Here is a 23,608-nt window from a genome sequence, read left to right on the forward strand (position 1 = left end):
CACGTCCTGCTATTGCTTGCCATAGACGGGCAACGCGGTTTCGATGAGTTGCGGGTTGAAGCTCGTGGTGTCCTTCACCTCGCCGTCGACGGCGAAGACCCACAGCATGCCGCCCTTCGGCCCGGAGAAGTAGAAGCTGGGATCGCCGCCGAGGCCGGACAGGATCGCCACATACTGCTTGCCGTCGAGCTCGTAGGTGATCGGCGAGGCGTTGATGCCCGAGCCGGTCTGGAAGCGCCACAACTGCTTGCCGCTGTCGGCGTCGACAGCCATGAAGTTGCCGAGCTGGTCGCCGGTGAACAACAGGCCGTTCTTCGTCGCCAGCACGCCGGCGAACATCGGAAGCGCGCTCGGCAGTTCCCACAGCCACTTCTTGTTCGCCACGTCGAAGGCTTTGAGGTAGCCCGTCTTATCCTTGTGCCGGTACATCTGGTAGTCGACGCCCATGTAGAGGGAGCCGGCCTTGTAGACCACGTCTTCCGGCTTCCAGGCCTTGAGCGACATGACCCAGTCGTTGGTATTGAGATAGACGATGCCCTTGTCCGGGTTGGAAGCGATCGGGAACCAGTTGGTGCCGCCCTCCAGGCCGGGAATGATGGGCTCCACCTTGTCGCCGCCGCTCTTGGGCCTCTTGTCTTCGTTGACCGTCGGACGGCCCGTCTTCGGGTCGAGGCCGCTCGTCCAGTTGATGCCCTCGACGGTGGCCGACGCATAGATGAACTCGCCGGTCACGCGGTCGAGCACATAGAGGAAGCCGTTCCGGTTGGCCTGGACCGCCACCTTGCGCGGCTTGCCGTCGATGGTGACGTCCATCAGCACCGGCGCGTTGTTGCCGTCATAGTCCCAGGCGTCGTTGGGCGTATACTGGTAGCCCCATTTGATCTCGCCGGTATCGACATCGATCGCCAGCAGCGAGCAACTCCATTTGTTGTCGCCCTTGCGCAGGTCCGAGTTCCACGGGCCGGGATTGCCGGTGCCCCAATAGAGCAGGTTCGTCTCGGGGTCGTAGGCGCCGGTCTGCCAGGTGCTGGCGCCGCCGGTCTTCCAGGTTTCCCCTGGCCAGGTGTCGTGCTCGGGTTCGCCCGGCCCCGGGATCGTATGGCGGGTCCAGAGCTCCTTGCCCGTCTCCGCGTCATAGGCCCGGACGTAACCGCGCACGCCGTATTCGGCGCCGGCGATGCCGACGATGACCTTGCCCTTGACCACCAGCGGAGCGCCGGTCGAGGCGTAGGCGTTCTGCCACTCGTCGATCTTCTTTTCCCAGGCGACGCTGCCGTCCTTGATGTTGAGGGCGACCAGACGCGCATCGAGGGTGCCGACATAGACCTTGTCGCCGGAGATCGCGAGGCCGCGATTGACCGGCCCGCAGCACAGCACCGCTTCAAGCCCGTCCTCGTATTCGGGCTCCCAGTACCACTTCACGGTGCCGGTGCGCGCATCGAGCGCGAACACGCGTGCATAGTCCGCGGTGAAATAGAGTGTGCCGTTATGGAAGAGCGGCGTCGCCTCGAGCCCGGCGAACTTGCCGCCGGTGGAATAGCCGAAGACCGGCTTCAACTGCGAGACGTTTTCCTTGGTGATCTTGTCGAGGGTACTGTAGCGCTGGTTCAGGTAATTGCGGCCGTACATCAGCCACTCGCCACCGTTGTCTTGCGCCTTGAGCAGGGCGTCACTGCTGACATCCGCCAGACTGGCTGTGTGCGCCAAGCCGGCCAATGCCAGCCCACTTACAATGGAAAGCACACTCCTGCGTAGAAACGCCATGTTGGTATCCTCCCTTTGGCAGTCAATGGACCACCATAACATGGGGGATATCAGAGTCGAGTAGCGTCCGCTGTAATGCGGGGAGCCAGAAAGGTACGGATATTGATGCCAGGAGTATGGAAACGCAGAAATATCTAGATGTGTTTTAGATAAGTTCAGTTCATCTGAAAATGTGTTATATAAAAATCGATATTTAGGAATTTATTAATAAATATTTCCAGGTAATTTCGGTATGTATCGAGGCAATGGAAAAGCGTATTTGCATTGATCGATATTTGCGCCACGATCCCGAAGATAAGGCGATGCCGGCCTAGCGGGCCAGCCCCTGCGTGCTTTGGCGGGCGACCAGCTTGAAGCCCAGGTCGATCGGGCCTTCGGGCACCGGCCGCCCCTCGATCTTGTCGATCAGGATGCGGATCGCTTCCTCTCCCATCTCGAGGCGGAAGGTCTTGACGCTGGTCACGGACGGATTGGCGACCGCCATCATCTCGAGGTCGTTGAAGCCGCAGATGCCCATCCTGGAGGGCACCGGAATGCGGCGCCGCTGGCATTCGAACAGGACGCCCAGCGCGAGGTCGTCATTGTTGCAGAAGACCGCGTCGGCAGCGAGGTCCTTCTCCAGGAGCAGGCAAAGGAGCTCGCAGCCGAGTGTGACAGTCGAGGCGCGCGGCGTGGTGACGATGAGCCGCTCGTCGAACACGCCGGCCCGTTCCAGGGCCGCGGTGTAGCCCTGCAGGCGGCGCTGCGTTCGCGGGTCCATGCGGGCGCCGAGGAATGCGATGCGCCTATAGCCGCGCTCGACCAGGTGGGCGGTCGCCACATAGGCGCCGTCCACATGGGAAAAACCCACCATCATGTCTATGGGGTCTTCGCCGATTTCCATGATCTGGACGATCGGGCAGGTCGCCTGGGCGAGCATGGCGCGGGAAGCGGCGGACTGGTCGGTGCCGGCGATGATGAGTCCGGCCGGCTTCTGGTTCAGGAAGATGCGGAGAAGGTTTTCCTCCTCCAGGTTGGAGTAACGCGTATTGCCGAACTGGACATCGTAGGGGCTGTCCTGTGCGATCGTGTAGATGCCGCGCAGCACGTCGGCGAAGACGTTGTTGGTCAGCGACGGAACGAGGATGCCGATGACGTTCGTTCGCGCCGAGGCCAGCGCCTGCGCGGCGGGATTGGCGATGTAGCCCAGTTCCTCGACGATCTTGTTGACGCGTTCGCAGACGTCCGCCGACACCATGTCGGGCCGGTGCAGCACGCGTGACACCGTGGCCGCGCTGACGCCGGCTATCCTCGCCACATCCGAAAGCCTGACCCGTCCCTCGATCATTCCGCTCCACCTCGACCGCTTGTCGCATTCATTTTGGATTTTGAAAAGTGATATTGACTCTGCAAGCGCTTTCATCCAGTAAAGCTTCCTGACTTGAAGGAGAAGAGCCGAGTGGGAGAGGGTACGCCGAACGCCGCCGATGCCGCCGAAAAGGCGAGCTATGTACTGGTCATGGGCGTAAGCGGAGCCGGAAAATCCACGATCGGCAAGGCTTTGGCCGGCAGGATTGGGGCCGGCTTCATCGAGGCCGACGATTATCACCCGGCAGAAAACATTCGCCTGATGTCGAACGGCGAGCCTTTGAGCGACACGCATCGGTGGCCATGGCTGCAAACGGTTGCAGAAGCGGCGCGCCGCGAAAGGCAGCGGCACGGCCGGCCCGTCGTCATCGCCTGTTCCGCGCTGAAGCGAAGCTACCGCGATGTCCTGCGCCAAGCGCTGGGGCCGCTGTCGATCGTCCACCTGTCCGGTTCGGTGGAAACCATCCGGGCCAGGCTGGAAGGCAGGCGCGGCCATTTCATGCCGATCGAACTGCTCGGCAGCCAGTTGGCTATCCTGCAGCCGCCCGGCGCGGACGAGGAGGGCGGCAGCCTGTCGATCGACGACAGCGAGGCCGGCGTGCTGTCGAAGGCCTTGCGGCTGCTCAATGCCGGCCATGGCGGCGTCGGTGCGCGCGGCGAATCGGGCATGGCGAGGGGTGACCTCCATGAGTGAAGAAATCTGGCGCTGGGGCGCGGGGGAGATCGCCTCCGCCATTCGCAAGAAGGACGTTTCCTGCCTCGAGGTTTTCGAAAGCTGCCAGCGGCGGGTTTCGCAGGTCAATCCGGCGGTCAACGCCATCGTCGATACGATGGAGGCCGAGGGCAGGGCAGCGGCGCTGGAAGCCGACGCCGCCCTCGCGCGCCAAGAAGACGTTGGGCCGCTGCATGGAGTGCCGGTCACCATCAAGGTGAATATCGACGTCGCCGGCCGGGCGACGACCAATGGCGTGGCCGCCTTCTCCGACCGTATCGCGACGGAGGATTCGCCGCTGGTGGGCAAGTGGCGCGACGCCGGCGCCATCGTCGTCGGCAGGACCAACACACCGGCGATGTCGTTCGGCCTGTTCACCAACAACAACCTTTACGGACGCACGCTGAACCCGTGGAACGCCGAGCTTTCCCCCGGCGGGTCGAGCGGCGGCGCGGCGGTGTCGGTCGCCACCGGCATGGTTCCGCTCGCCCACGGCAACGACAGCGGCGGCTCCATCCGCTACCCGGCCTATTGCTGCGGCATATTCGGCATCCGCCCCACCTTCGGGCGCGTCGCCCATTACAGCGGCACCTCCCCGGCCGACCTGCCGATCATGTCGCAGCTTGCCGTGGTCAACGGCCCGTTCGCGCGCTCAGTCGCCGACCTGCGCCTGGCGCTTTGGGCCATGGCTGGGCACGACCCGCGCGATCCGTGGTCCGTGCACGAGCCGGTGGTGCGGGGTCCGGCTCCGGGTCCGAGCAAGGTCGCCATGCTGGCGGACCTGCCCGGCGTGGAACGGGACCCTGAGACGGTCGCCGCCGTTCGCCAGGCCGCCGCATGGCTGGCGGATGCCGGCTACCAGGTCGAGGAAGTGACGCCGCCGCGCTTTGCCGAGGCGTCGGCCCTGCGCGATCGCCTGCTGATCCACGAAATCCGGCAGGGCATGCTGGAAATGATCGAGGCGCATGCGCCGCCCGAAGAGATCAACGAGGCCCGCGCCCTGCTCGGGGCGGTGCCGCCGGTGGACTTCGACCAGTTCCGGGAAGGCCTGGCGCGACGCACGACCATCATCCGCGAATGGCTCCTGTTCATGCGCGACTATCCGCTCGTGCTGACGCCCACGGCCTGGCGCAAGCCGCAGCCGGTCGACTTCTACCGTGATCCTGTCGCCCTGACCGAGGCCATGGTGCTGGAGCTTTCGCCGCTGCATGTGCCGCCGCTGCTCGGCCTGCCGTCGATGGCCGTCCCGACGGGCCCGGTCGCCGGCGTGCCGATGGGCGTCCAGCTCATGGCTTCGCAGTTCGAGGAAGAGCGCCTGCTTGTCGCGGCCGAAGCGATCGAAAGGCGTGTCGGCCTGTTGAAACCCATGGACCCGGTTTTCTCGGCGATCGGTGACGATCGCTGAGAAGGCCACCCGAGTTGCGGACCGAAGTGGGCCGCTTTCAGAAGCCACCGGTGCTGTACCGGCGGCATCGTTCACCGGAACCGGCTCGAAGGGCCGGACAATGAGGAGGGAATGGAATGCGTAAGATCCTGACGGCGCTCGGTACCGCGCTGGCTTTGGGAAGTGCCGTATCGATGGCTTCCGCCGAAGAGATCGTCATTGCGACCGTCAACAACGGCGACATGATCATCATGCAGAAGCTGTCGAAGGAATTCGAGGACAAGACCGGCATCAAATTGCGCTGGGTCGTGCTCGAAGAGAACGTGCTGCGCGAGCGCCTGGCGGCCGACATCGCCACCAAGGCCGGCCAGTTCGACGTGATCTCGGTCAACTCCTACCAGACGCAGCTCTGGGCCAAGATGGGCTGGCTGACCAAGCTCGACGATTTCAGCACCAGCTACGATTATGACGACTTCATCCCGGCGACACGCCAGAGCCTCAGCGTCGACGGCGTCATGTACGGCGCGCCGTTCTACGGCGAAAGCCTGATCACCTTCTACCGCAAGGACCTGTTCGAGAAGGCCGGCATCGAGATGCCGGAGAAGCCCACGCTCGACGATATCGCCAGCTTCGCCGAGAAGATCACCGACAGGGAAAACGGCATCAGCGGCATCTGCCTGCGCGGCAAGCCGGGCTGGGGCGAGAACACGCCGCTGATCACCACCGTCGTGGCGGCGCTGGGCGGCGAATGGTTCGACATGGAGTGGAAGCCGCGCCTGACCAGCGAGCCGTGGCGCCAGGGCCTGAACTGGTACCTCGACGTGATGAAGAAGGCGGGCCCGGCGGGTGCGTCCACCAACGGCTACAACGAGAACCGCGTCCTGTTCAGCAGCGGCAAGTGCGGCATGTGGATCGACGCGACGGTCACCGCCGGCTACCTGCTCGACCCGAAGGAATCGAAGGTTTCCGACACCACCGGCTTCGCGCCGTTCCCGATCACCGACAAGAACCCGCAGGCGGCCGGCTGGAGCGGCGCCTGGGCGCTCGCCATCCCGGCAAGCGTCACCAGCAACGCGCCGGCTGCCAAGAAGTTCGTCGAATGGGCGACCTCGAAGGAATATGCGCGCCTCGTCGGCGAAAGCGAGGGCTGGCTCTTGGCCCCTCCGGGAACGCGTAAGTCCACCTACGCGCTGCCGGAATACCAGGAAGTCGCAAAGCCGTTCGCGGACAAGGTCCTTGCCGCGATCTCGGCGGTCAACCCGACCAAGCCGACCGTCAATGAAGTGCCCTACACGGGCGCCGGCTTCATCGACATTCCCGAGTTCCAGGCGCTCGGCACGACGGTAGGCCAGAACATCGCCGCCGCCCTGACCGGAGCCAAGACCGGGGACCAGGCGCTCGAAGAGTCGCAAACCTATGTCGAGCGTACTATGGAGCGCGCGGGTTACTACAAGAAGTAACGACGGGTTCGGGAATTGCGGCCGCAAGCCAGCCATGGCTCGCGGCCGCAAGGCCTCCCGGAACCGCGGGGACAGGAACACAGGACGGGACAAGCAATGTCTGGCCATCGGATGAAAACAGTGAATCGGCTCGCGCTCGCGCCGTCAGTGTTGCTGCTCGTCATCGGCATGATCGTTCCCCTGGCGACGACGCTGTGGCTTTCCTTCCGCCTCTACAACCTGATGAATCCGGCTCTCGACGGCTTTGCCGGCTGGAGCAACTACGCCTTCTTCCTGACGGACCCGGCCTTCCTCCCGGCGATCGTCAACACGTTGCTGATGGTGGGGGGCGTGCTGGCGATCACGGTCGTCGGCGGTATCCTGTTCGGCCTGCTATTCGACCAGCCGATGTGGGGGCGAGGCTTCACCCGCCTGCTGGTGATCGCGCCCTTCTTCGTGATGCCGACCGTGTCCGCGCTGGTCTGGAAAAACATGTTCATGCATCCCGCCTACGGGATATTCGCATGGATCTCGATGAAGCTCGGCCTCCCGCAGGTGGAATGGCTGAGCAACTATCCGCTGCTTTCCATCGTCATCATCGTTTCCTGGCAGTGGCTTCCGTTCGCCACGCTGATCTTCCTCACCGCGCTCCAGTCGCTCGACAACGAGCAGCAGGAGGCGGCGCGGATGGACGGCGCCGGGCCGATCGATCGTTTCATCTATCTCATCCTGCCCCATCTCGGCCGCGCCATCGCCGTGGTGATCCTGATGGAGACGATCTTCATCCTTGCCATCTTCGCCGAGATTTTCGTGACCACCAGCGGCGGCCCGGGCTACGCCTCGACCAACCTGCCGTATCTGATCTACGTGCAGGCGCTGATGCAGTTCGATGTCGGCGCCGCCTCCGCCGGGGCGATCATCGCCGTGATCCTGGCCAATATCGTCGCCGTTTTCGCCATCCGCCTTGCTGGCAAGAACCTGACAGCGTGAGGAACCCGCGATGAGATCGCTACGCCCCATTCTCTTCAAGGCCGCCATCACCTGTCTCGGATGGACGGTGGCGATGCTGATGTTCTTCCCGATCCTGTGGACCGTGCTGACCAGCTTCAAGACCGAGGTCGAGGCCATCGCCTTCCCGCCGGTCTTCCTGCCCGCGCAGTGGACGCTCGAGAATTATTTCGAGGTGCATGCGCGTTCCGAGTATTTTTCCCACTTTCTGAACTCGGTCGTCATCTCGCTGGGCTCGACGGTGATCGGCATGGTGCTGGCCATTCCGGCGGCGTGGTCGATGGCGTTCCAGCCGACGAGCTGGACCCGCCATATCCTGATGTGGATGCTTTCCACCAAGATGATGCCGGCGGTCGGCGCGCTGGTGCCGATCTTCCTCATCTTCAAGAGCGTCGGGCTCCTGGACACGCTGCCGGGGATCACGCTCGTCATCCTTACCGCCAACCTGCCGATCATGGTGTGGATGCTCTACACCTACTTCAAGGAGATTCCCTCCGATATCCTTGAGGCCGCCAGGATCGACGGGGCGACGACCTTGGGTGAACTGGTCTACGTCTTGTTGCCGATGAGCCTGCCCGGCGTCGCCTCGACGATGCTGCTCAACATCATCCTGGCATGGAACGAGGCGTTCTGGACGCTGAGCCTGACCGCCGTGAAGGCTGCCCCGCTGACGGCCTTCATCGCTTCCTATTCCAGTCCGCAGGGGCTTTTCTGGGCCAAGCTTTCCGCCGCCTCGACGCTGGCCATCGCCCCCATCCTCATTATCGGCTGGATCAGCCAGAAGCAGCTTGTTCGCGGCCTGACCTTCGGCGCCGTGAAGTAGGAGACATTGTCATGGGTTCGATCAAGATCGAAGGCCTGAAGAAATCGTTTGGCAACCAGGTCGTCATTCCCGGCGCCGACCTCGAGATCGAGAACGGCGAGTTCGTAGTCTTCGTCGGCCCTTCGGGCTGCGGCAAGTCCACGCTGCTTCGCGTGGTCGCGGGCCTGGAGGAGCCGACGGCAGGGCGGATCCTGATCGACGGGCAGGACGTCACCCACGCCGCTCCGGCCCGGCGCAAGCTGGCGATGGTGTTCCAGTCCTATGCGCTCTATCCGCATATGACCGTCCAGCAGAACATCGCCTTTCCGCTCAAGATGGCGGGTGCTTCGGCCGACCTGATCAAGACGCGCGTGCATGAAGTGGCCAAGAGCCTCGATCTCCTGCCCTACCTGGAACGGCGGCCACGCGCCCTTTCGGGCGGCCAGCGCCAGCGGGTAGCCATCGGCCGGGCAATCATCCGCCAGCCGACGGGTTTCCTGTTCGACGAGCCGCTGTCCAACCTGGACGCCGCGCTCAGGGTAAGCATGCGCAAGGAGATACTGGACCTGCACGGCCGTCTGCGCAGCACCATGATCTATGTCACCCACGACCAAGTCGAGGCCATGACGATGGCCGACCGCATCGCGGTGATGAACGCGGGCCGTGTCGAGCAGTTCGATACGCCGCTCGAGCTCTACAGGAACCCCGCGAACCTGTTCGTGGCCGGTTTCATCGGCTCGCCGAAGATGAATTTCATCAAGGGGGTCAAGGCCGGCGAATACGGGGCGCATACGATCGGCATCCGGCCGGAGACCGTCGCCCTTTCGCACAGCGCCGGCAAGTGGCAGGGCAAGATCGAGCGGGTCGAACATCTCGGCGCCGAAGCGGTCGTCTACGTCATCCTCGATACGGAGGAGACGGTAACGCTCAAGGTCGGGGCCGCCGATGATCTGGCTGCCGACCAGGCCGTCTACGCCACCCCGCAGGAAGATAAGATCTACCGGTTCGCGGCAGACGGAAACGCCATCCGCTCCGCCTGAAACGCCGGCCTAGCTGGAGGCCGGCGATGCCGGCAGGTCGGCGACGGCCAGCCGCGTGCCGCTGACGGCGAGGGCTTCGACGATGTCGGCCGGCGGCGGCCGGTCGGTGGCCAGTTCGGAAATGCCGTCGAGGCCGCATACCCGCACCAGCCCGAGGCGGCCGAACTTGGTGTGGTCGGTGACGACCACGGAGCGCTGCCCGCGCGACAGCACCATGCGGGCGAATTCCGCTTCGGCGAGGTCGTGATCCATGACCCCGACACTGGCGTCGACGCCGCCGGTGGAGATGATCGCGTGCGTGACGCTGAAATTGCTGACGAACTCGATGGCCGAAATGCCGAAGGCCGCCCCGGAATCGCTGCGTAGCTCCCCGCCGGCCATGTAGACCTTGTTGTCGTTGACCGTCGCCAGCGTACGGGCGACATCCGACGAGTTGGTGACCACGGTGAGCCGCCGGTGGCCGAGCAGTTCGCGCGCGAGGAAACTCGTGGTGGTCCCGGTGTCGAGCATGATCGATTCGCCGTCGCGGATGGTCGCGGCCACCATGTGCGCGATCGCCTTCTTGGCTTCGGCATTTTCGCGCATGCGCCGCTCGAACGGCGCTTCGCCGGTCATCGAAGGCAGGCCGATGGCGCCATGCATCTTCACCACGACGCCGTCGTCGGTAAGCGGCTTGACGTCCCGGCGCACCGTTTCCGGCGACACGCCGAGCCGGTCGGCCAGTTCGGTGATGGTGACGGTACCCTGCTCCCCCAGGAGCCGCAGGATTTCACCGTGTCTCTTGGAGTGGATCATCGGCTTCATGCCTTGTGGCGACGAGCGTTCATGACCGTTTCTAGGGCGAATTTGCCCGCTGATGCAAGGTTGTTCGCGTGGGTCGGTCAAAATCCCAAAAAAAACCACAGGATTGCGTTGACAGCCGACGAAACCAAGGTGACACTGCCTGGTGATGGTGAGGTCGATGCTGCGCAAGACAGCACGGCCCCGATACGCCAGTAAGCGAGCAGGGAGGCTCCAGAGATGTTTTCGCGCAACCACGTGACCAAGGCCGCGCTTGGGGCATTGGCCCTGAGCACCGCCCTTATGCTGTCCCCCGCCTCGGCGGAGGATTCCAGCGACCCGATCAAGCTCACCCTACATGACTGGACCGGCCAGCTCATCACCACCCATCTCATGGGCGAGATCCTGAAGAAGGCCGGCAACAACGTGGAATATGTGCAGGCCGACTATCTGGCGCAGTTCGCGGGCCTCGAAACCGGCGACCTCGATGTGGCGATGGAGATGTGGGAAACCACCGGGCGCGAGGCCATGGATGCGGCCACCGCCACCGGCAAGGTCGAGAATTTCGGGCCGAGCGGCCTGCAGGCCAAGGAAGAATGGTGGTTCCCTGAATACATGAAGGAAAAGTGTCCCGGCCTGCCGAACTGGGAAGCGCTGAAGGACCCAGCTTGTGCGGAAGCGTTCTCGACGCCCGAAACCGCGCCGAAGGGCCGCTATCTCGGCGGCGCCGTGACCTGGGGCGGCTTCGACGAGGAGCGCGTGGAAGCGCTCGACCTGCCGTTCGAAGTCATTCACGCCGGCACCGACGCCGCGCTCTTCGCCGAGCTGGAAAGCGCCTATCAGCGCAAGGCGCCGATCATCATGTGGGTCTATGCGCCGCACTGGGCGCCGATCAAGTACAAGGGCGAATGGGTCCAGTTCCCCGAATACACCAAGGAATGCTACGAAGACCCGAGCTGGGGCATCAACACCGATGCCGCCTATGACTGCGGCAAGCCCTACGGCAATATCTGGAAGGTCGGCTGGGCCGGCGTGAAGGACAAGTGGCCCGATGCCTACAAGGCCATCAAGGCCTTCACCATCGACAATGAGGAGATGGGCCAGATGATCTCCAAGGTCGACGTCGACGGGCAGAAGCTGGACGACGTCGTGGCCGAATGGATCGGCGCCAACGAGGCGCGCTGGTCTGAGTGGATCAAGAAGTAATCCGGGACGGGCCGCGGCGCTCCGTCGCCTCCGCCCTCCTCAGTTTTTCCTGAAAGCCGGCGGCCGCGAGGTCGCTGGACGATGATGCGCGGGCGACAATGGCCGAACTGCAACCGAAACTCGTTTGCCGCAATGTCTGGAAGGTCTTCGGCGCGGGAGCGAAGGAATTCCTCGACAAGGCGGGAGCGGTCGCCAGCAGCGAGGAACTGTCCCGCAACGGTCTCGTCGGGGCCGTGCGCGCGGTCAACCTGGAAGTTCGCACCGGCGAGATCTTCGTCATCATGGGGCTTTCGGGGTCGGGCAAGTCGACGCTGGTGCGCTGCCTGTCGCGGCTGGTCGAGCCGACTGCGGGCGAAATCCTGTTCAACGGCGAAAACCTGCTGACGGCCGACGATGCGCGCATGATCGAACTGCGGCGGCATCGGATGGGTATGGTGTTCCAGCATTTCGCGCTGCTGCCGCACATGACGGTGCTGGCCAACGTCGCCTTTCCACTGGAGATCCAGGGCATCGACCGGGCGACGCGCGAGGCCCGCGCCCGCAAGATGATCGAGCTGGTCGGCCTTTCCGACAAGGAGCGCTTCTTCCCGCGCGAACTGTCCGGCGGCCAGCAGCAGCGCGTCGGCATCGCCCGTTCGCTCGCCGGCGAGCCGGAATTGTGGTTCCTCGACGAGCCGTTCTCGGCGCTTGACCCGCTGATCCGGCGGGAGATGCAGGACGAGTTCATGCGCCTGCAATCGGTACTGCAAAAGACCATCATCTTCATCACGCACGATTTCGACGAGGCGATCCGGCTGGCCGACCGCATCGCCATCATGAAGGACGGCGAGGTCGTGCAGGCGGGGACGCCGGAAGACATCGTGCTCAACCCGGCCACCGATTACGTGACGGAATTCACGCGCAACGTCTCCAAGGCCAAGGTGATCCGGGTCGCGTCGGTCATGCGGCCGGTCGATGGCGACGCCTCGTCGATCGGCGGCGAGATCGCGGTGCCGGCGCGCACGACGGTCGCCGGCTCGGCCGCTCTCTTCGGCGAGGCCAAGGAAAAACTTCGCGTCGTCGATGCCGAAGACAGGACCATCGGCGTGCTGCACCGCGCCGACGTGGTCGAACTGATGATGCGCGGCTGAAATGAGCACGCAGGCGCCGCCCTTCGAGGTCAACGTTCCGGCGAGGCACCGGGAGCAGGCGGCGTCGAACCGTGGCAAGGTGCTGTGGGCACTGGCCATCGTCGCCTTCGTGCTGTTTTGGCAGTTCGGCGACCAGTTCAAATGGGCGTTCGATTACCCGAAGGCGTGGCAGATTCCGGCCCAGCGCTGGATCGGCAACGCCATGAAATGGCTGGTCAACAGCGCCAGCTTCGGACTCTTCACCTTCACCGACATGACGCGCTTCATCGCCTGGGTGCTCAACAAGCCCTACGAGCTGGCGCTCAGCCTGCTTTCCACCGGCTTCCTGTCGGGCCAGGGCTCGACCGCGGTGGAAATCCTGCCGCCGCTGTCCTGGCTGGCCGTGATCGCGATCGTCGGACTGATGGGCTACCACGCCGGCGGGCGCAAGCTTGCCCTCATCGTGGTCGCCTGCTTCGGCTTCCTCGCCGTCTTCGGCCAGTGGACCAGTTCCATGGTGACGCTGGCCTCGATCCTCATCGCCGCACCGGTCGGCGTGGTCGGCGGCGTCCTGCTCGGCATCGCCGCCTATCGCTCGCCGGCCTTCGAGCGGACGCTGACGCCGGTGCTCGACCTGATGCAGACGATCCCCGTCTTCGCCTACCTGGTGCCGATCCTGTTCCTGTTCGGCTTCGGGCCGACGGCGGCGGTGGTGGCGACGCTGATCTACGCCATGCCGCCGATGACGCGCGTCACCACGCTGGCGCTGCGCTCCGTGCCCTCCGAATATCTCGACCTCGGCAAGATGATCGGCTGCACCCGCAGGCAACTCACCTGGCGCGTGCTGGTACCCGCCGCCAAGGACAGCCTGATGGTGGGCGTCAACCAGGTCATCATGCTGTCGCTCAACATGGTCATCATTGCCTCGATGATCGGTGCCGGCGGCCTCGGCTTCGACGTGCTCGCGGCCCTGCGGCGGCTCGACATCGGCGCGGGCCTCGAGGCCGGCATCGCCATCGTCGCGCTGGCCGTCGCCCTCGACCGCCTCTCGCAGGCCTACGCGGTCAAGGCCGGCAAGACGGAAACGGCGCGGCCGGGAACCGGCTTCGTCCAGCGCCATCCCTATTCGCTGGCGGCGCTCGCCATCGTTCTCGTCACCGGCGTTTTAGGCCTGGTCTCGCCCGCCCTCCAGCGATATCCCGAGGCTCTGCAGATTTCGACGGGCGGCTTTTTTTCCGAACTGGTGCGCTGGATCAACGTCAATTTCTTCGACGTTCTGGAAACCGTGAAGAACGCGCTGCTCCTCAACGTGCTGGTGCCGTTCAAGCGGCTGCTGGGCAGCTTCCCATGGCTCGGGGTGATCGCGTTGCTGGCCTTTGCCGGCTGGCGGCTGGCCGGCTGGCGGCTGGCCTTCACCGTCGCAGCCCTCGCCTTCCTCGTCGCCGCCACCGGGCAGTGGGAAAAGGCGATGATCACCGTCTACCTGTGCGGCATCTCGGTGGTGATCGCCTCGCTGATCGGCATCCCCGTCGGCATCCTCGCAGCCGAGCGCGAAAAACTGTGGCGCTGGGTGCAGGTCGTCATCGACACGCTGCAGACGCTGCCCTCCTTCGTCTACCTGATGCCGGTGGTGATGCTGTTTCGCGTCGGCGACTTCACCGCGCTCATCGCCATCGTCGCCTATGCGGTGGCGCCGGCCATCCGCTACACCGTACTTGGCCTGCACAAGGTCGATCCCCGGCTGATCGAGGCCAGCCGCGCCATGGGCTGCACGCGCTGGCAGCTTCTCACCAAGGTGAAGCTGAAGCTGGCGCTGCCGGAAATCATGCTCGGCCTCAACCAGACCATCATGTTCGCGCTGTCGATGCTGGTCATCACCGCGCTGGTCGGCACGCGCGACCTCGGCCAGGAAGTCTACATCGCGCTGACCAAGGCCGACACCGGACGCGGCCTCGTCGCGGGCCTCGCTGTCGCCTTCATCGCCATCATCGCCGACCGGCTGATCGCCGCCGGTGCCGCCCGCGCCAAGGTCCGGCTGGGGATCGCGTGATGGAGGCCTCGGTTCCGCCGATCGAGGAAAGGGTGCGCGCGCTGCCTTGCTGGAACGGCGGCGTCGAGATCGAGCCCTTGGGCGGCGGCCTCAGCAACGCCAATTTCCTGGTGCGCGACGCCAATGGCAAGCACGTGGTGCGGCTTGGCCGCGACTTTCCCTTCCACCACGTCTTTCGCGACCGCGAACTGATGAGCGCACGGGCGGCACACGCCTGCGGCTTCGCGCCGGCGGTCGAATATGCCGGAAACGGCGCGATGGTTTTCCAGCACATCGACGGCAGGACGTTCACCGGCGACGACGTGCGCGCCAATGCCGAACGCATCGCCGCGCTAATCCGCACTTTCCATCGCGAGATGCCGCACCATGTTTCCGGCGCGGGCTTCATGTTCTGGGTCTTCCACGTCATTCGCGACTATGCACGCCTGCTCGAAGCGGGCGGCAGCCGCATGAGAGCCGAATTGCCGCGCTACCTCGCGCTGGCCGACGAACTGGAGGCGGCGCAGGCGCCGCTGCCGATCGTCTTCGGCCACAACGACCTTCTGCCCGCCAATATCATCGACGATGGCGACAGGCTGTGGCTGATCGATTTCGAATATGCCGGCTTCAACACGGCGATGTTCGACCTTGCCGGGCTTTCCTCCAATTCCGGCATGTCCGACGGACAGGCGGGGCAGTTGCTGGCCGCCTATTTCGGTCATGAGCCGGTTGCGGCGATCCGCCGGGCGCATGCCGCCATGCAATGCGCCTCGCTGCTGCGCGAAGCCACCTGGAGCATGATCTCCGAGCTTTATCTCGACGCACCGGGCGCCGATTACGTGGCTTACACGCACGACAATCTGGAGCGGCTCGAAGCCGCTCTCGACCGCTACAGAACTCAATATGGGATGCGTCGATCATGACACTGCCTACCCACGCCGCGATCGTCGTCATCGGCGGCGGCATCATCGGTTGCTCGACCGCTTACCACCTGGCGCGCGACCACAAGGCCGACGTGGTGCTGCTGGAACAGGGCAGCATCACCTCCGGCTCGACCTGGCACGCGGCGGGCCTGGTCGGCCAGTTGCGCTCGTCGGCCTCGATCACCCGCGTGCTCAAATATTCCGTCGACCTCTACAAGGGGCTGGAGGCTGAGACCGGACTTGCCACCGGCTGGAAGATGACCGGGTGCCTCAGGCTCGCCACCAACGAGGACCGCTGGACCGAGTTCAAGCGGCTCGCGACGACGGCAAAGAGCTTCGGCATGGACATGGGCCTGCTGTCGCCGGCCGAAGTGAAGAAGATGTGGCCGCTGATGGAAACCGGCGACCTCGTCGGCGCCTCCTGGCTGCCGACGGACGGGCAGGCAAGCCCGTCCGACATCACCCAGTCGCTCGCCAAGGGCGCGCGCATGCACGGCGCCAAGCTGTTCGAGAAGGTGCGCGTCACCGGCTTCGACATGAAAGACGGCCGCATCGTCGCCGTGCGCACCGACCAGGGCACGGTTCGCTGCGAGAAGGTGGTGAACTGCGCCGGCCAATGGGCGCGGCAGGTGGGGGCGATGGCCGGTATCGAGGTGCCGCTGCAGCCGGTCAAGCACCAGTACATCATCACCGAGAAGATCGACGGCCTCGCTAACGATGCACCGACGATCCGCGACCCCGACCGCTGCACCTATTTCAAGGAAGAGGTCGGCGGGCTGGTGATGGGCGGCTACGAGCCGAACCCGCAGGCGTGGGAGACGGGCCTGCCGGGCGGCGACGTCCCGGACGAATGGGAGTTCCGCCTGTTCGACGACGACTACGATCATTTCGAACAGCACATGATGCAGGCTGTCGAGCGCGTGCCGGCGCTGGCCAATGTCGGCGTCAAGCAGATGATCAACGGGCCTGAAAGCTTTACCCCGGACGGCAATTTCATCCTCGGCTCGGCGCCGGAATGCGCCAACATGTTCGTCGGCGCCGGCTTCAATGCCTTCGGCATCGCGTCCGGCGGTGGCGCCGGCTGGGTGCTGGCGCAGTGGGTAGTGGACGGGGAAGCGCCGCTCGACCTGTGGGTGGTCGATATCCGCCGCTTCTCCGACATGCATCGTGACCGCAAATGGGTCTGCGACCGCACGCTGGAGGCCTATGGCAAGCACTACACGGTCGGCTTTCCACATGAGGAATATACCTCCGGCCGGCCGCGCATCGTCTCGCCGCTCTACAAGCGGCTGAAAAAGCATCGCGGCGTGTTCGGCTCCAAGCTTGGCTGGGAGCGGCCGAACTGGTTCGCGCCGGCCGGCATGGAGCCGCAGGACGTCTATTCGATGGGCCGCCAGAACTGGTTCGGCCCGGTCGGCGAGGAGCACCGGCACGTGCGCGAGAAGGTCGGCGTCTTCGACCAGTCGTCCTTCTCCAAATACGAGCTGTCGGGACCGGATGCGCTGAAGGCGCTTGATTGGATCTGCGCCAACGACGTCAACAAGCCCGTCGGCCGCCTGACCTATACCCAGCTTCTCAACACGCGCGGCGGCATCGAGGCCGACCTCACCGTTGCGCGGCTTGGCGAGGAAAAATTCTATATCGTCACAGGCACCGGCTTCCGCACCCACGACAAGGCGTGGATCGCCGACCACATCGGCGAGGGGCTCGACGTCACCCTGACGGACGTGACGGAAAAGTTCGGCACGCTGTCGCTGATGGGACCGCAGGCGCGCGACGTTCTGGCGGCGGTCACTACGGCCGATGTCTCCAATGCCGGCTTCCCGTTCGGCCACGCACGCGAGATCGAAATCTCGGGACACCGGGTAAGGGCGCTGCGCGTCACCTATGTCGGCGAACTCGGCTGGGAGTTGCATATGCCGATCGAGGCCACCGGCGAGATCTTCGATGCGCTGATGGAAGCGGGCAAGCCGCACGATATCCGCCCCATCGGCTACCGGGCGCTGGAATCGCTGCGGCTGGAAAAGGGCTACCGCGCCTGGGGTTCCGACATCACCCCCAACGATACGCCGCAGGAAGCCGGCCTCGGCTGGGCGGTCAAGCTGCGCAAGAACACGGATTTCCTCGGCCGCCGCGCGCTCGAAAAGGCGAACGGGGCGACGCCGGCCAAGCGCTTCGTGGGTTTCACTGTCGACGACCCGGAAATCGTGCTGCTCGGCCGTGAAACCATCCTGCGCGACGGCCGGCCGGTCGGCTACCTGACCAGCGGCGGCTACGGCTACACTATGGCCAGGAATATCGGCTACGGCTATGTGCGCGAGCCGGACGGCGTGTCGGACGAGTTCCTTGCCTCGGGCAATTACGAACTGGTCGTCGCCATGAAGACGACGCCGGCCAACCTTCACCTTCAGCCTCTCTATGACCCGTCCGGGGAGAAGATAAAGTCATGAGTTTTCGCGCGGATCGCCACGTCCATATCCTCATCATCGGCGGCGGCGCCATCGGCACGTCCGTCGCCTATCACCTCGGCCGCGACGGCGCCAAGGACGTGCTTCTGGTCGAAAAGGCCCAGCTCACCCATGGCTGCACCTGGCATGCGGCGGGCCTCGTCGGGCAATTGCGGGGAAAACGCAACCTGACGCGGCTGATGCAGAACTCGGTCGCGGTGTTCGACCGGCTGGAAGAGGAAACGGGGCAGGCCATTTCCTGGAAGAAGGTCGGCTCGCTCCGGCTCGCCGGCAGCCGCGACCGCTGGAGCGAAATCCGCCGCTCGATGGGGCAGGCGAAAAGCTTCGGCGTCGAGTGCTATTCGCTGTCGGCGGATGAAGCGGCGAAGCGCTTCCCCTTCATCGTCAAGGACGGCATTGAGGGCGCGGCCTTCATTCCGGGCGACGGCTATATCGATCCCTATTCGCTGACCATGGCCTACGCCAAGGGCGCGCGCCAGAACGGCGTGCGCATCGAGGAGGGCGTCTGCGTCGAGGAGATCGTGGTCGAGAACCGGCGTGCCGTCGGCGTCGTCACCAATAGCGGCAACATTTCCTGCGACATCCTCGTCAATTGCGCCGGCCTGTGGGCCAAGCGCGTCGGCAACATGGCCGGCGTGCCGCTGGCGACCGGCGTGGTCGAGCACCAGTATTTCCTGACCGAAAAGACGCTGAAATTCGACGCCGACCTGACCACGCTGCGCGATCCGGACAACAATTTCTACCTCAAGCCCGATACCGGCAGCTTTGCCATCGGCGGTTGGGAAGACGGCTCCAACGGCTGCTGGCGCGGGCAGCCGCCGCTCGATTTCGGCCGTGAGTTGTTCGCTCCCAACATGGAGCGGCTGGAACTGTTCGCGCTGCCGGCGGCCGAGCGCCTGCCGGTGCTGAACGAGGTCGGCATCCAGACCGTCATCAACGGCCCGATTCCGGTTTCCTACGACGGCGAGCCTATCCTCGGGCTGGCGCCCGAACTCGACAATTTCTATGTCGCCTGCGGCTTCACCGCCGGCATCGCCGGCTCCGGCGGCGGCGGGCTGGCGCTGTCCAACATGATCCTGCACGGCGATGCCGGCATGGACCTGTGGCCTTTCGACGTGCGCCGCTTCGCGCCCGCACAGGCACAGGGGCGCTATCTGGAGGAGCGCGCCATCGAGGCCTACGGCGCCTACTACAAGATCCATTGGCCGGCGGAGGAAACCCATGCCGGGCGCGGGCTTCGGCGCTCGCCGCTGCATGCGATCCTGCGCGACAACGGGGCGGTGTTCGGCTCCAAGTCGGGCTGGGAGCGGCCGAACTGGTTTGCCCGCGAAGGTTCGGAGGAACGCAGCAGCTTCGAGGGAAAGCCCGGCTGGTTCGATGCCGTCGGCGAGGAAGTCCGCGCCATCCGCGAGCGGGCGGTGCTGATCGACCAGACCTCGTTCTCGAAATTCGAGATCGCGGGCGAGGGGGCTTTCGAGGCGCTGCAGGCGGTTGCCGCCAACGACCTGTCGGGCCCGCCCGGCAAGGCCGTCTACACCCAGCTTTGCAACGAGAAGGGCGGTATCGAGGCGGACGTCACCATCGTCCATGTCGACAAGGACCGCTTCCTGCTCATCACCGGCTCGGGCTTCGGCATCCATGACAGCCATTGGATTTCTCGGCACCTGCCGGCGGGCGTCGCGATGCGCGAGGTGACCAACCAGTATGCGACGCTCAACCTGTGCGGCCCCAGGGCGCGCGACATCCTGCAATCGGTGAGCGACGACGATCTTTCCAACGCGGCCTTCCCGTTCCTTGCCGCGCGCCGGACCGAGATCGGCAACGCGACGGCGCTTGCCGTGCGCGTCGGCTATGTCGGCGAACTGGGCTACGAGCTCTATATCCCGCAGGAATTTGCCGCCCATGTCTACGAGACGCTACGGCAGGCCGGTGAGCCATATGGCATCGCCGATGCCGGCTACCGCGCCGTCGATGCCTGCCGCATGGAGAAGGGCTATCTCTACTGGTCGGGCGACATCAGCCCCGACTACAACCCGTATGAAGCCGGGCTCGGCTTTGCCGTCGCGCTGGAAAAGGGCGAGTTCATCGGCCGCGCAGCCTTGGCGAAAATCAAGGCGGAAGGGGTCAAGCGCAAGCTCTGTTCCTTCACCATAGACGGGTTCGCGCCGCTGCATGGCGGAGAGGCCATCCTGCACGACGGCAAGGTGGTGGGCTCCACCTCGTCCACCGGCTATGGCTACACGCTCGGCAAGATGATCGCCTTCGGCTACCTGCCGGTCGAACTGGCGGGTGAGACCGGGTTCGAGATCGAGGCCTTCGGCACGCCCTACCAGGCGACGCGCGGCCCGCGAACCCTCTACGACGCGAAGATGGAAAGGCTGAAGGCATGAGCGATGCGGATTCCCTCGCTCTTGCCCGCGAGGCGTTGCGCGACATCCCGCTGCTGAAGGACTATCGCGGCGAGATCGTGCGCCTAGGCGGGCTCACCAATCTCGTCTTCGCGCTCGGCGAATATTGCCTGCGCATTCCGGGCAAGGGCACGGAGGAATATATCGACCGCAGCAACGAGGCGGTCGCGGCGCGCGAGGCGGCGCGGGCCGGCGTCAGCCCCGAAGTGCTGCACTTCGACGACCGCAGCGGCGTCATGCTGACCCGTTTCATCGCCGGCGCCGAAACCATGTCGCCGCAGAACTTCAGGCGGCGGTCGGGCAGCCCGGCCCGTGCGGCAAAGGCCTTCCGCAAGCTGCACGACAGCGGCGCGAAATTCCCGTTCCGCTTCGAGTTGTTCTCGATGATCGACGACTACCTGAAAATCCTGTCGACCAAGGACGTTGCGCTGCCTGCCGGCTATCACGACGTCGTGCGCGAGGCCGAGGTGGTGCGGGCCGCGCTCGCCGCCCATCCGCTGCCGATCACCACCTGCCACTGCGACCCGTTGTGCGAGAACTTCCTCGACACCGGCGAGCGCATGTGGGTCGTCGACTGGGAATATTCGGGCATGAACGACCCGATGTGGGACCTGGGCGACCTCAGCGTGGAAGGGCAGTTCGATGCCGCGCAGGACGAGGAGATGATCCAGGCCTATTTCGGCGGCGAGCCGACACCGGCCGAGCGTGGCCGGATCGTCATCTACAAGGCGATGTGCGACCTGTTGTGGACCCTGTGGGGGCTGATCCAGTTGGCCAACGACAACCCGGTCGACGATTTCCGTACCTATGCCGACACCCGCTTCGGCCGCTGCAAGGCGCTGATGGAAACCGTCGAGTTCGGGCGGCACGTCGCCGCCGTCGCGAAAGGATAAGGGTCTCCGGCCGCGCCCGGCGTCACGCCGGGGCGGCGCTGAAACCCATAACCATCAGCGCGTGAAGCTTTGGGCGTTGCCCGCGTCCACGTTGATGATGTTGCCGGTCGATTTGGCCGACATTTCCGAGGCCAGGAAGTAGACCGCCTCGGCGACGTCCTCCGGGTAGACCCCGCGCTTGAGCATCGAGCGCTTGCGGTAGTGCTCCTCCAGTTCGTCCGGCTGCATGGAGTAGGCGGCCGCGCGCTGGGCGCGCCATTCGCCCGTCCAGATTTTCGAGCCGCGCAGCACCGCGTCCGGGTTGACGGTGTTGACGCGGATCTGGTGCTCCGCGCCTTCCAGCGCGAGGCAGCGGGCGAGGTGGATTTCGGCGGCCTTGGCGGTGCAGTAGGCGGCCGCGTTGGGCGAAGCCGCCAGCCCGTTCTTGGAAGCGATAAAGACGATGTTGCCGCCGATCTTCTGCTTCTTGAAGGTGCGGAACGCCTCGCGCGAGACGAGGAAGTAGCCCTTCGCCAGAATGTCGAGATTGCGGTTCCACATCGAAAGCTCGGTGTCCTCGATGGGCGCCGACGAGGAAATGCCGGCGTTGGAAACGAGGATGTCGATGCCGCCATAGGCGACCGCGCTTTCCGCGAAGGCGCTCGCCACCCCGGCTTCGTCGGTCACGTCGAGCCTGACCGGGCGCACGAAATCCGCGCCGAAGGCGGAGCCCAGTTCTTCCTCGGCCTTGGCGAGACTGGCCTCGTCGATGTCTGCCAGCACCACGCAGGCGCCCTCGCGCAGCAGCCGTACGGCGGTGGCCTTGCCGATGCCGCCGGCGCCGCCGGTGACGAAGGCGACGCGGCCCGCCAGCGGCTTCGGCGCTGGCATGCGCTTCAGCTTGGCTTCCTCGAGCAGCCAGTATTCGATGTCGAACGCTTCCTGCTCCGCCAGCCCGACATAGGTCGAGACGGCGGACGCGCCGCGCATCACGTTGATGGCGTTGACGTAGAACTCGCCTGAGATGCGCGCGGTCGCCTTGTCTGCGGCGAAGGTGAGCATGCCGACGCCGGGCACCAGGTAGACGACGGCGTTGGGGTCGCGCATCGCCGGCGAGTTGTCGCGTTTGCAGCGCTCGTAATAGGCCTTGTAACCGTCGCGATAGGCCTCGATCGCGGCCGGCAGGCCGGCTAGGAGCGCCTCGACATCCGGTTTCGCCGGGTCGAACTCGACGACCAGCGGGCGGATCTTGGTGCGCAGGAAATGGTCCGGGCACGAGGTGCCCAGCGCCGCCAGCGGGCGCAGTTCGTTCGAATTGACGAAGTCGAGCACCGCCTGGGAATCGTCGAAATGGCCGACCTTGTGGCTGTCCTGCGAGATCAGGCCACGGATCACCGGCATCAGTTGCGCGGCGAGCGTGCGGCGCTGGGCGGGCTCCAGCGATTTCACGGCCGCGCCGCCGAAGGCCGGCTTGCCCCTGGTCTGCTCCTCGAACCAGGCCATCGCCTTGTTGATCGTGGCGATCGTGGTCTCGTAGCACGCCTTCGGCGTGTCGCCCCAGGTGAACAGGCCGTGGCTTTCCAGCACCACGCCCTTTGCCTCTGGATGCTCGGCGCAGAATTTTTCCAGCCACAGGCCGAGTTCGAATCCGGGCCGCTTCCAGGGCAGCCAGCCGATCTCGTCGCCGAAGATCTTCTGCGTCAGCGCCTTGGAGTCCCTAGAAGCCGCGATGGCGATGATGGCATCCGGATGCATATGGTCGACATAGCGCCGCGGCACGAAGGCGTGCAGCGGCGTGTCGATGGAGGCCGCGCGGGGATTGAGGTTGAAGGTGCAGTGCGGCAGGAAGCCGACCATCTCGTCCTCATGCTCGAGGCCGCGATAGAGCTTCTTCAACCCGTTGAGCTTGTCCATGTAGAGCGTGGCGAAGCCGTCGAGCTTCATGGTGGCGATGTCGCCGCCCGAGCCCTTCACCCACAGCACCTCGACTTCTTCGCCGGTCAGCGGGTCCTTCTGCCTTATCTTGGAGGAGGTGTTGCCGCCGCCGTAATTGGTTACGCGCTTGTCGGAGCCCAGGATGTTGGAGCGATAGACCAGGCGCTCGGCCTCGCTCATGCCCCCGGCTTTCGCATCGTCCCACAGGTTGGAAAGGCGCGTCGCAGCGCGGTCATCGGCCATGAAACTTACTCCGTAGCGGGACTTGAGATGTCGCTGATATAGGGATTCATGCCAGCGCGGCGAGCAATGTCAATCAAAAAAGGATCGATTTCCGTCATGTTGCAGCACAATATGATTTAGATGCACCGCAATATGAGCG

Annotated in this window: 17 protein-coding genes; 13 read left to right on the forward strand and 4 right to left on the reverse strand. The window is 64.8% G+C overall.

Going from position 1 to position 23,608, the window contains the following annotated elements:
- Nucleotides 1–9 precede the first annotated feature (9 nt).
- Both ACFOHJ_RS23805 and ACFOHJ_RS23810 read right to left on the reverse strand, forming a co-directional pair.
- The gene (locus ACFOHJ_RS23805) at nt 10–1,764 is read right to left on the reverse strand and encodes a PQQ-dependent dehydrogenase, methanol/ethanol family (protein ID WP_378225474.1); all 1,755 of its coding nucleotides are present in this window, start codon (nt 1,762–1,764) and stop codon (nt 10–12) included.
- A 310-nt stretch (nt 1,765–2,074) separates the two neighbouring features.
- Nucleotides 2,075–3,091, reverse strand: a complete 1,017-nt coding sequence (locus ACFOHJ_RS23810) for an HTH-type transcriptional regulator GntR (protein WP_378225476.1) — start codon at nt 3,089–3,091, stop codon at nt 2,075–2,077.
- Nucleotides 3,092–3,202: 111 nt separating this feature from the next.
- Here ACFOHJ_RS23810 and ACFOHJ_RS23815 point away from each other — a divergent pair, with 111 nt between their 5' ends.
- The 6 genes from ACFOHJ_RS23815 to ACFOHJ_RS23840 all read left to right on the forward strand — a co-directional run bounded on the left by ACFOHJ_RS23815 (nt 3,203) and on the right by ACFOHJ_RS23840 (nt 9,496).
- Nucleotides 3,203–3,805 (forward strand): gluconokinase, encoded by a 603-nt coding sequence (locus tag ACFOHJ_RS23815; protein WP_378225478.1) that lies wholly within the window; start codon nt 3,203–3,205, stop codon nt 3,803–3,805.
- Nucleotides 3,798–5,228, forward strand: a complete 1,431-nt coding sequence (locus ACFOHJ_RS23820) for an amidase (RefSeq protein WP_378225479.1) — start codon at nt 3,798–3,800, stop codon at nt 5,226–5,228. Before ACFOHJ_RS23815 ends, ACFOHJ_RS23820 begins: the two co-directional genes overlap by 8 nt.
- Nucleotides 5,229–5,344: 116 nt before the next feature.
- The gene (locus ACFOHJ_RS23825) at nt 5,345–6,667 is read left to right on the forward strand and encodes an ABC transporter substrate-binding protein (RefSeq protein ID WP_378225481.1); all 1,323 of its coding nucleotides are present in this window, start codon (nt 5,345–5,347) and stop codon (nt 6,665–6,667) included.
- Between the two features lie 111 nt (nt 6,668–6,778).
- Entirely contained in the window at nt 6,779–7,636 is an 858-nt protein-coding gene (locus ACFOHJ_RS23830) for a carbohydrate ABC transporter permease (RefSeq protein WP_378225483.1), read from the forward strand.
- Nucleotides 7,637–7,646: 10 nt separating this feature from the next.
- On the forward strand, nt 7,647–8,477 hold the full coding sequence (locus tag ACFOHJ_RS23835) for a carbohydrate ABC transporter permease (protein WP_378225485.1): 831 nt from the start codon (nt 7,647–7,649) through the stop codon (nt 8,475–8,477).
- 11 nt (nt 8,478–8,488) lie between these two features.
- Entirely contained in the window at nt 8,489–9,496 is a 1,008-nt protein-coding gene (locus ACFOHJ_RS23840; RefSeq protein WP_378225487.1) for an ABC transporter ATP-binding protein, read from the forward strand.
- Nucleotides 9,497–9,505: 9 nt separating this feature from the next.
- Here the strand turns inward: ACFOHJ_RS23840 and ACFOHJ_RS23845 are convergent, their stop codons facing one another.
- On the reverse strand, nt 9,506–10,291 hold the full coding sequence (locus ACFOHJ_RS23845) for a DeoR/GlpR family DNA-binding transcription regulator (RefSeq protein WP_378225489.1): 786 nt from the start codon (nt 10,289–10,291) through the stop codon (nt 9,506–9,508).
- A gap of 225 nt (nt 10,292–10,516) precedes the next feature.
- On the opposite strand from ACFOHJ_RS23845, the gene ACFOHJ_RS23850 reads away from it, so the two are divergent.
- The 7 genes from ACFOHJ_RS23850 (at nt 10,517) to ACFOHJ_RS23880 (ending at nt 21,312) form a co-directional block, all read left to right on the forward strand.
- Nucleotides 10,517–11,482, forward strand: a complete 966-nt coding sequence (locus tag ACFOHJ_RS23850; protein ID WP_378225491.1) for an ABC transporter substrate-binding protein — start codon at nt 10,517–10,519, stop codon at nt 11,480–11,482.
- A gap of 98 nt (nt 11,483–11,580) precedes the next feature.
- Nucleotides 11,581–12,612, forward strand: coding sequence for a quaternary amine ABC transporter ATP-binding protein (locus tag ACFOHJ_RS23855; protein WP_378225492.1), 1,032 nt, complete (start codon nt 11,581–11,583; stop codon nt 12,610–12,612).
- 1 nt (nt 12,613) lies between these two features.
- On the forward strand, nt 12,614–14,641 hold the full coding sequence (locus ACFOHJ_RS23860; RefSeq protein WP_378225494.1) for an ABC transporter permease: 2,028 nt from the start codon (nt 12,614–12,616) through the stop codon (nt 14,639–14,641).
- On the forward strand, nt 14,641–15,543 hold the full coding sequence (locus ACFOHJ_RS23865; RefSeq protein ID WP_378225495.1) for a phosphotransferase: 903 nt from the start codon (nt 14,641–14,643) through the stop codon (nt 15,541–15,543). The genes ACFOHJ_RS23860 and ACFOHJ_RS23865 overlap by 1 nt, the downstream gene beginning before the upstream one ends.
- Nucleotides 15,540–17,993: a GcvT family protein gene (locus tag ACFOHJ_RS23870; protein ID WP_378225497.1), complete on the forward strand. Its 2,454-nt coding sequence runs from the start codon at nt 15,540–15,542 to the stop codon at nt 17,991–17,993. Before ACFOHJ_RS23865 ends, ACFOHJ_RS23870 begins: the two co-directional genes overlap by 4 nt.
- Nucleotides 17,990–20,401, forward strand: a complete 2,412-nt coding sequence (locus ACFOHJ_RS23875) for a GcvT family protein (protein ID WP_378225499.1) — start codon at nt 17,990–17,992, stop codon at nt 20,399–20,401. The genes ACFOHJ_RS23870 and ACFOHJ_RS23875 overlap by 4 nt, the downstream gene beginning before the upstream one ends.
- Nucleotides 20,398–21,312, forward strand: a complete 915-nt coding sequence (locus ACFOHJ_RS23880) for a phosphotransferase (RefSeq protein ID WP_378225500.1) — start codon at nt 20,398–20,400, stop codon at nt 21,310–21,312. The genes ACFOHJ_RS23875 and ACFOHJ_RS23880 overlap by 4 nt, the downstream gene beginning before the upstream one ends.
- Nucleotides 21,313–21,366: 54 nt before the next feature.
- Here the strand turns inward: ACFOHJ_RS23880 and ACFOHJ_RS23885 are convergent, their stop codons facing one another.
- Nucleotides 21,367–23,469 carry a bifunctional rhamnulose-1-phosphate aldolase/short-chain dehydrogenase gene (locus ACFOHJ_RS23885; protein WP_378225501.1) on the reverse strand — a complete coding sequence of 701 codons (2,103 nt, stop codon included), beginning with the start codon at nt 23,467–23,469 and terminating at the stop codon, nt 21,367–21,369.
- Nucleotides 23,470–23,608 lie beyond the last annotated feature (139 nt).

The organism is Aquamicrobium soli, assembly GCF_042646345.1.
GTDB lineage: Bacteria > Pseudomonadota > Alphaproteobacteria > Rhizobiales > Rhizobiaceae > Mesorhizobium > Mesorhizobium soli_A.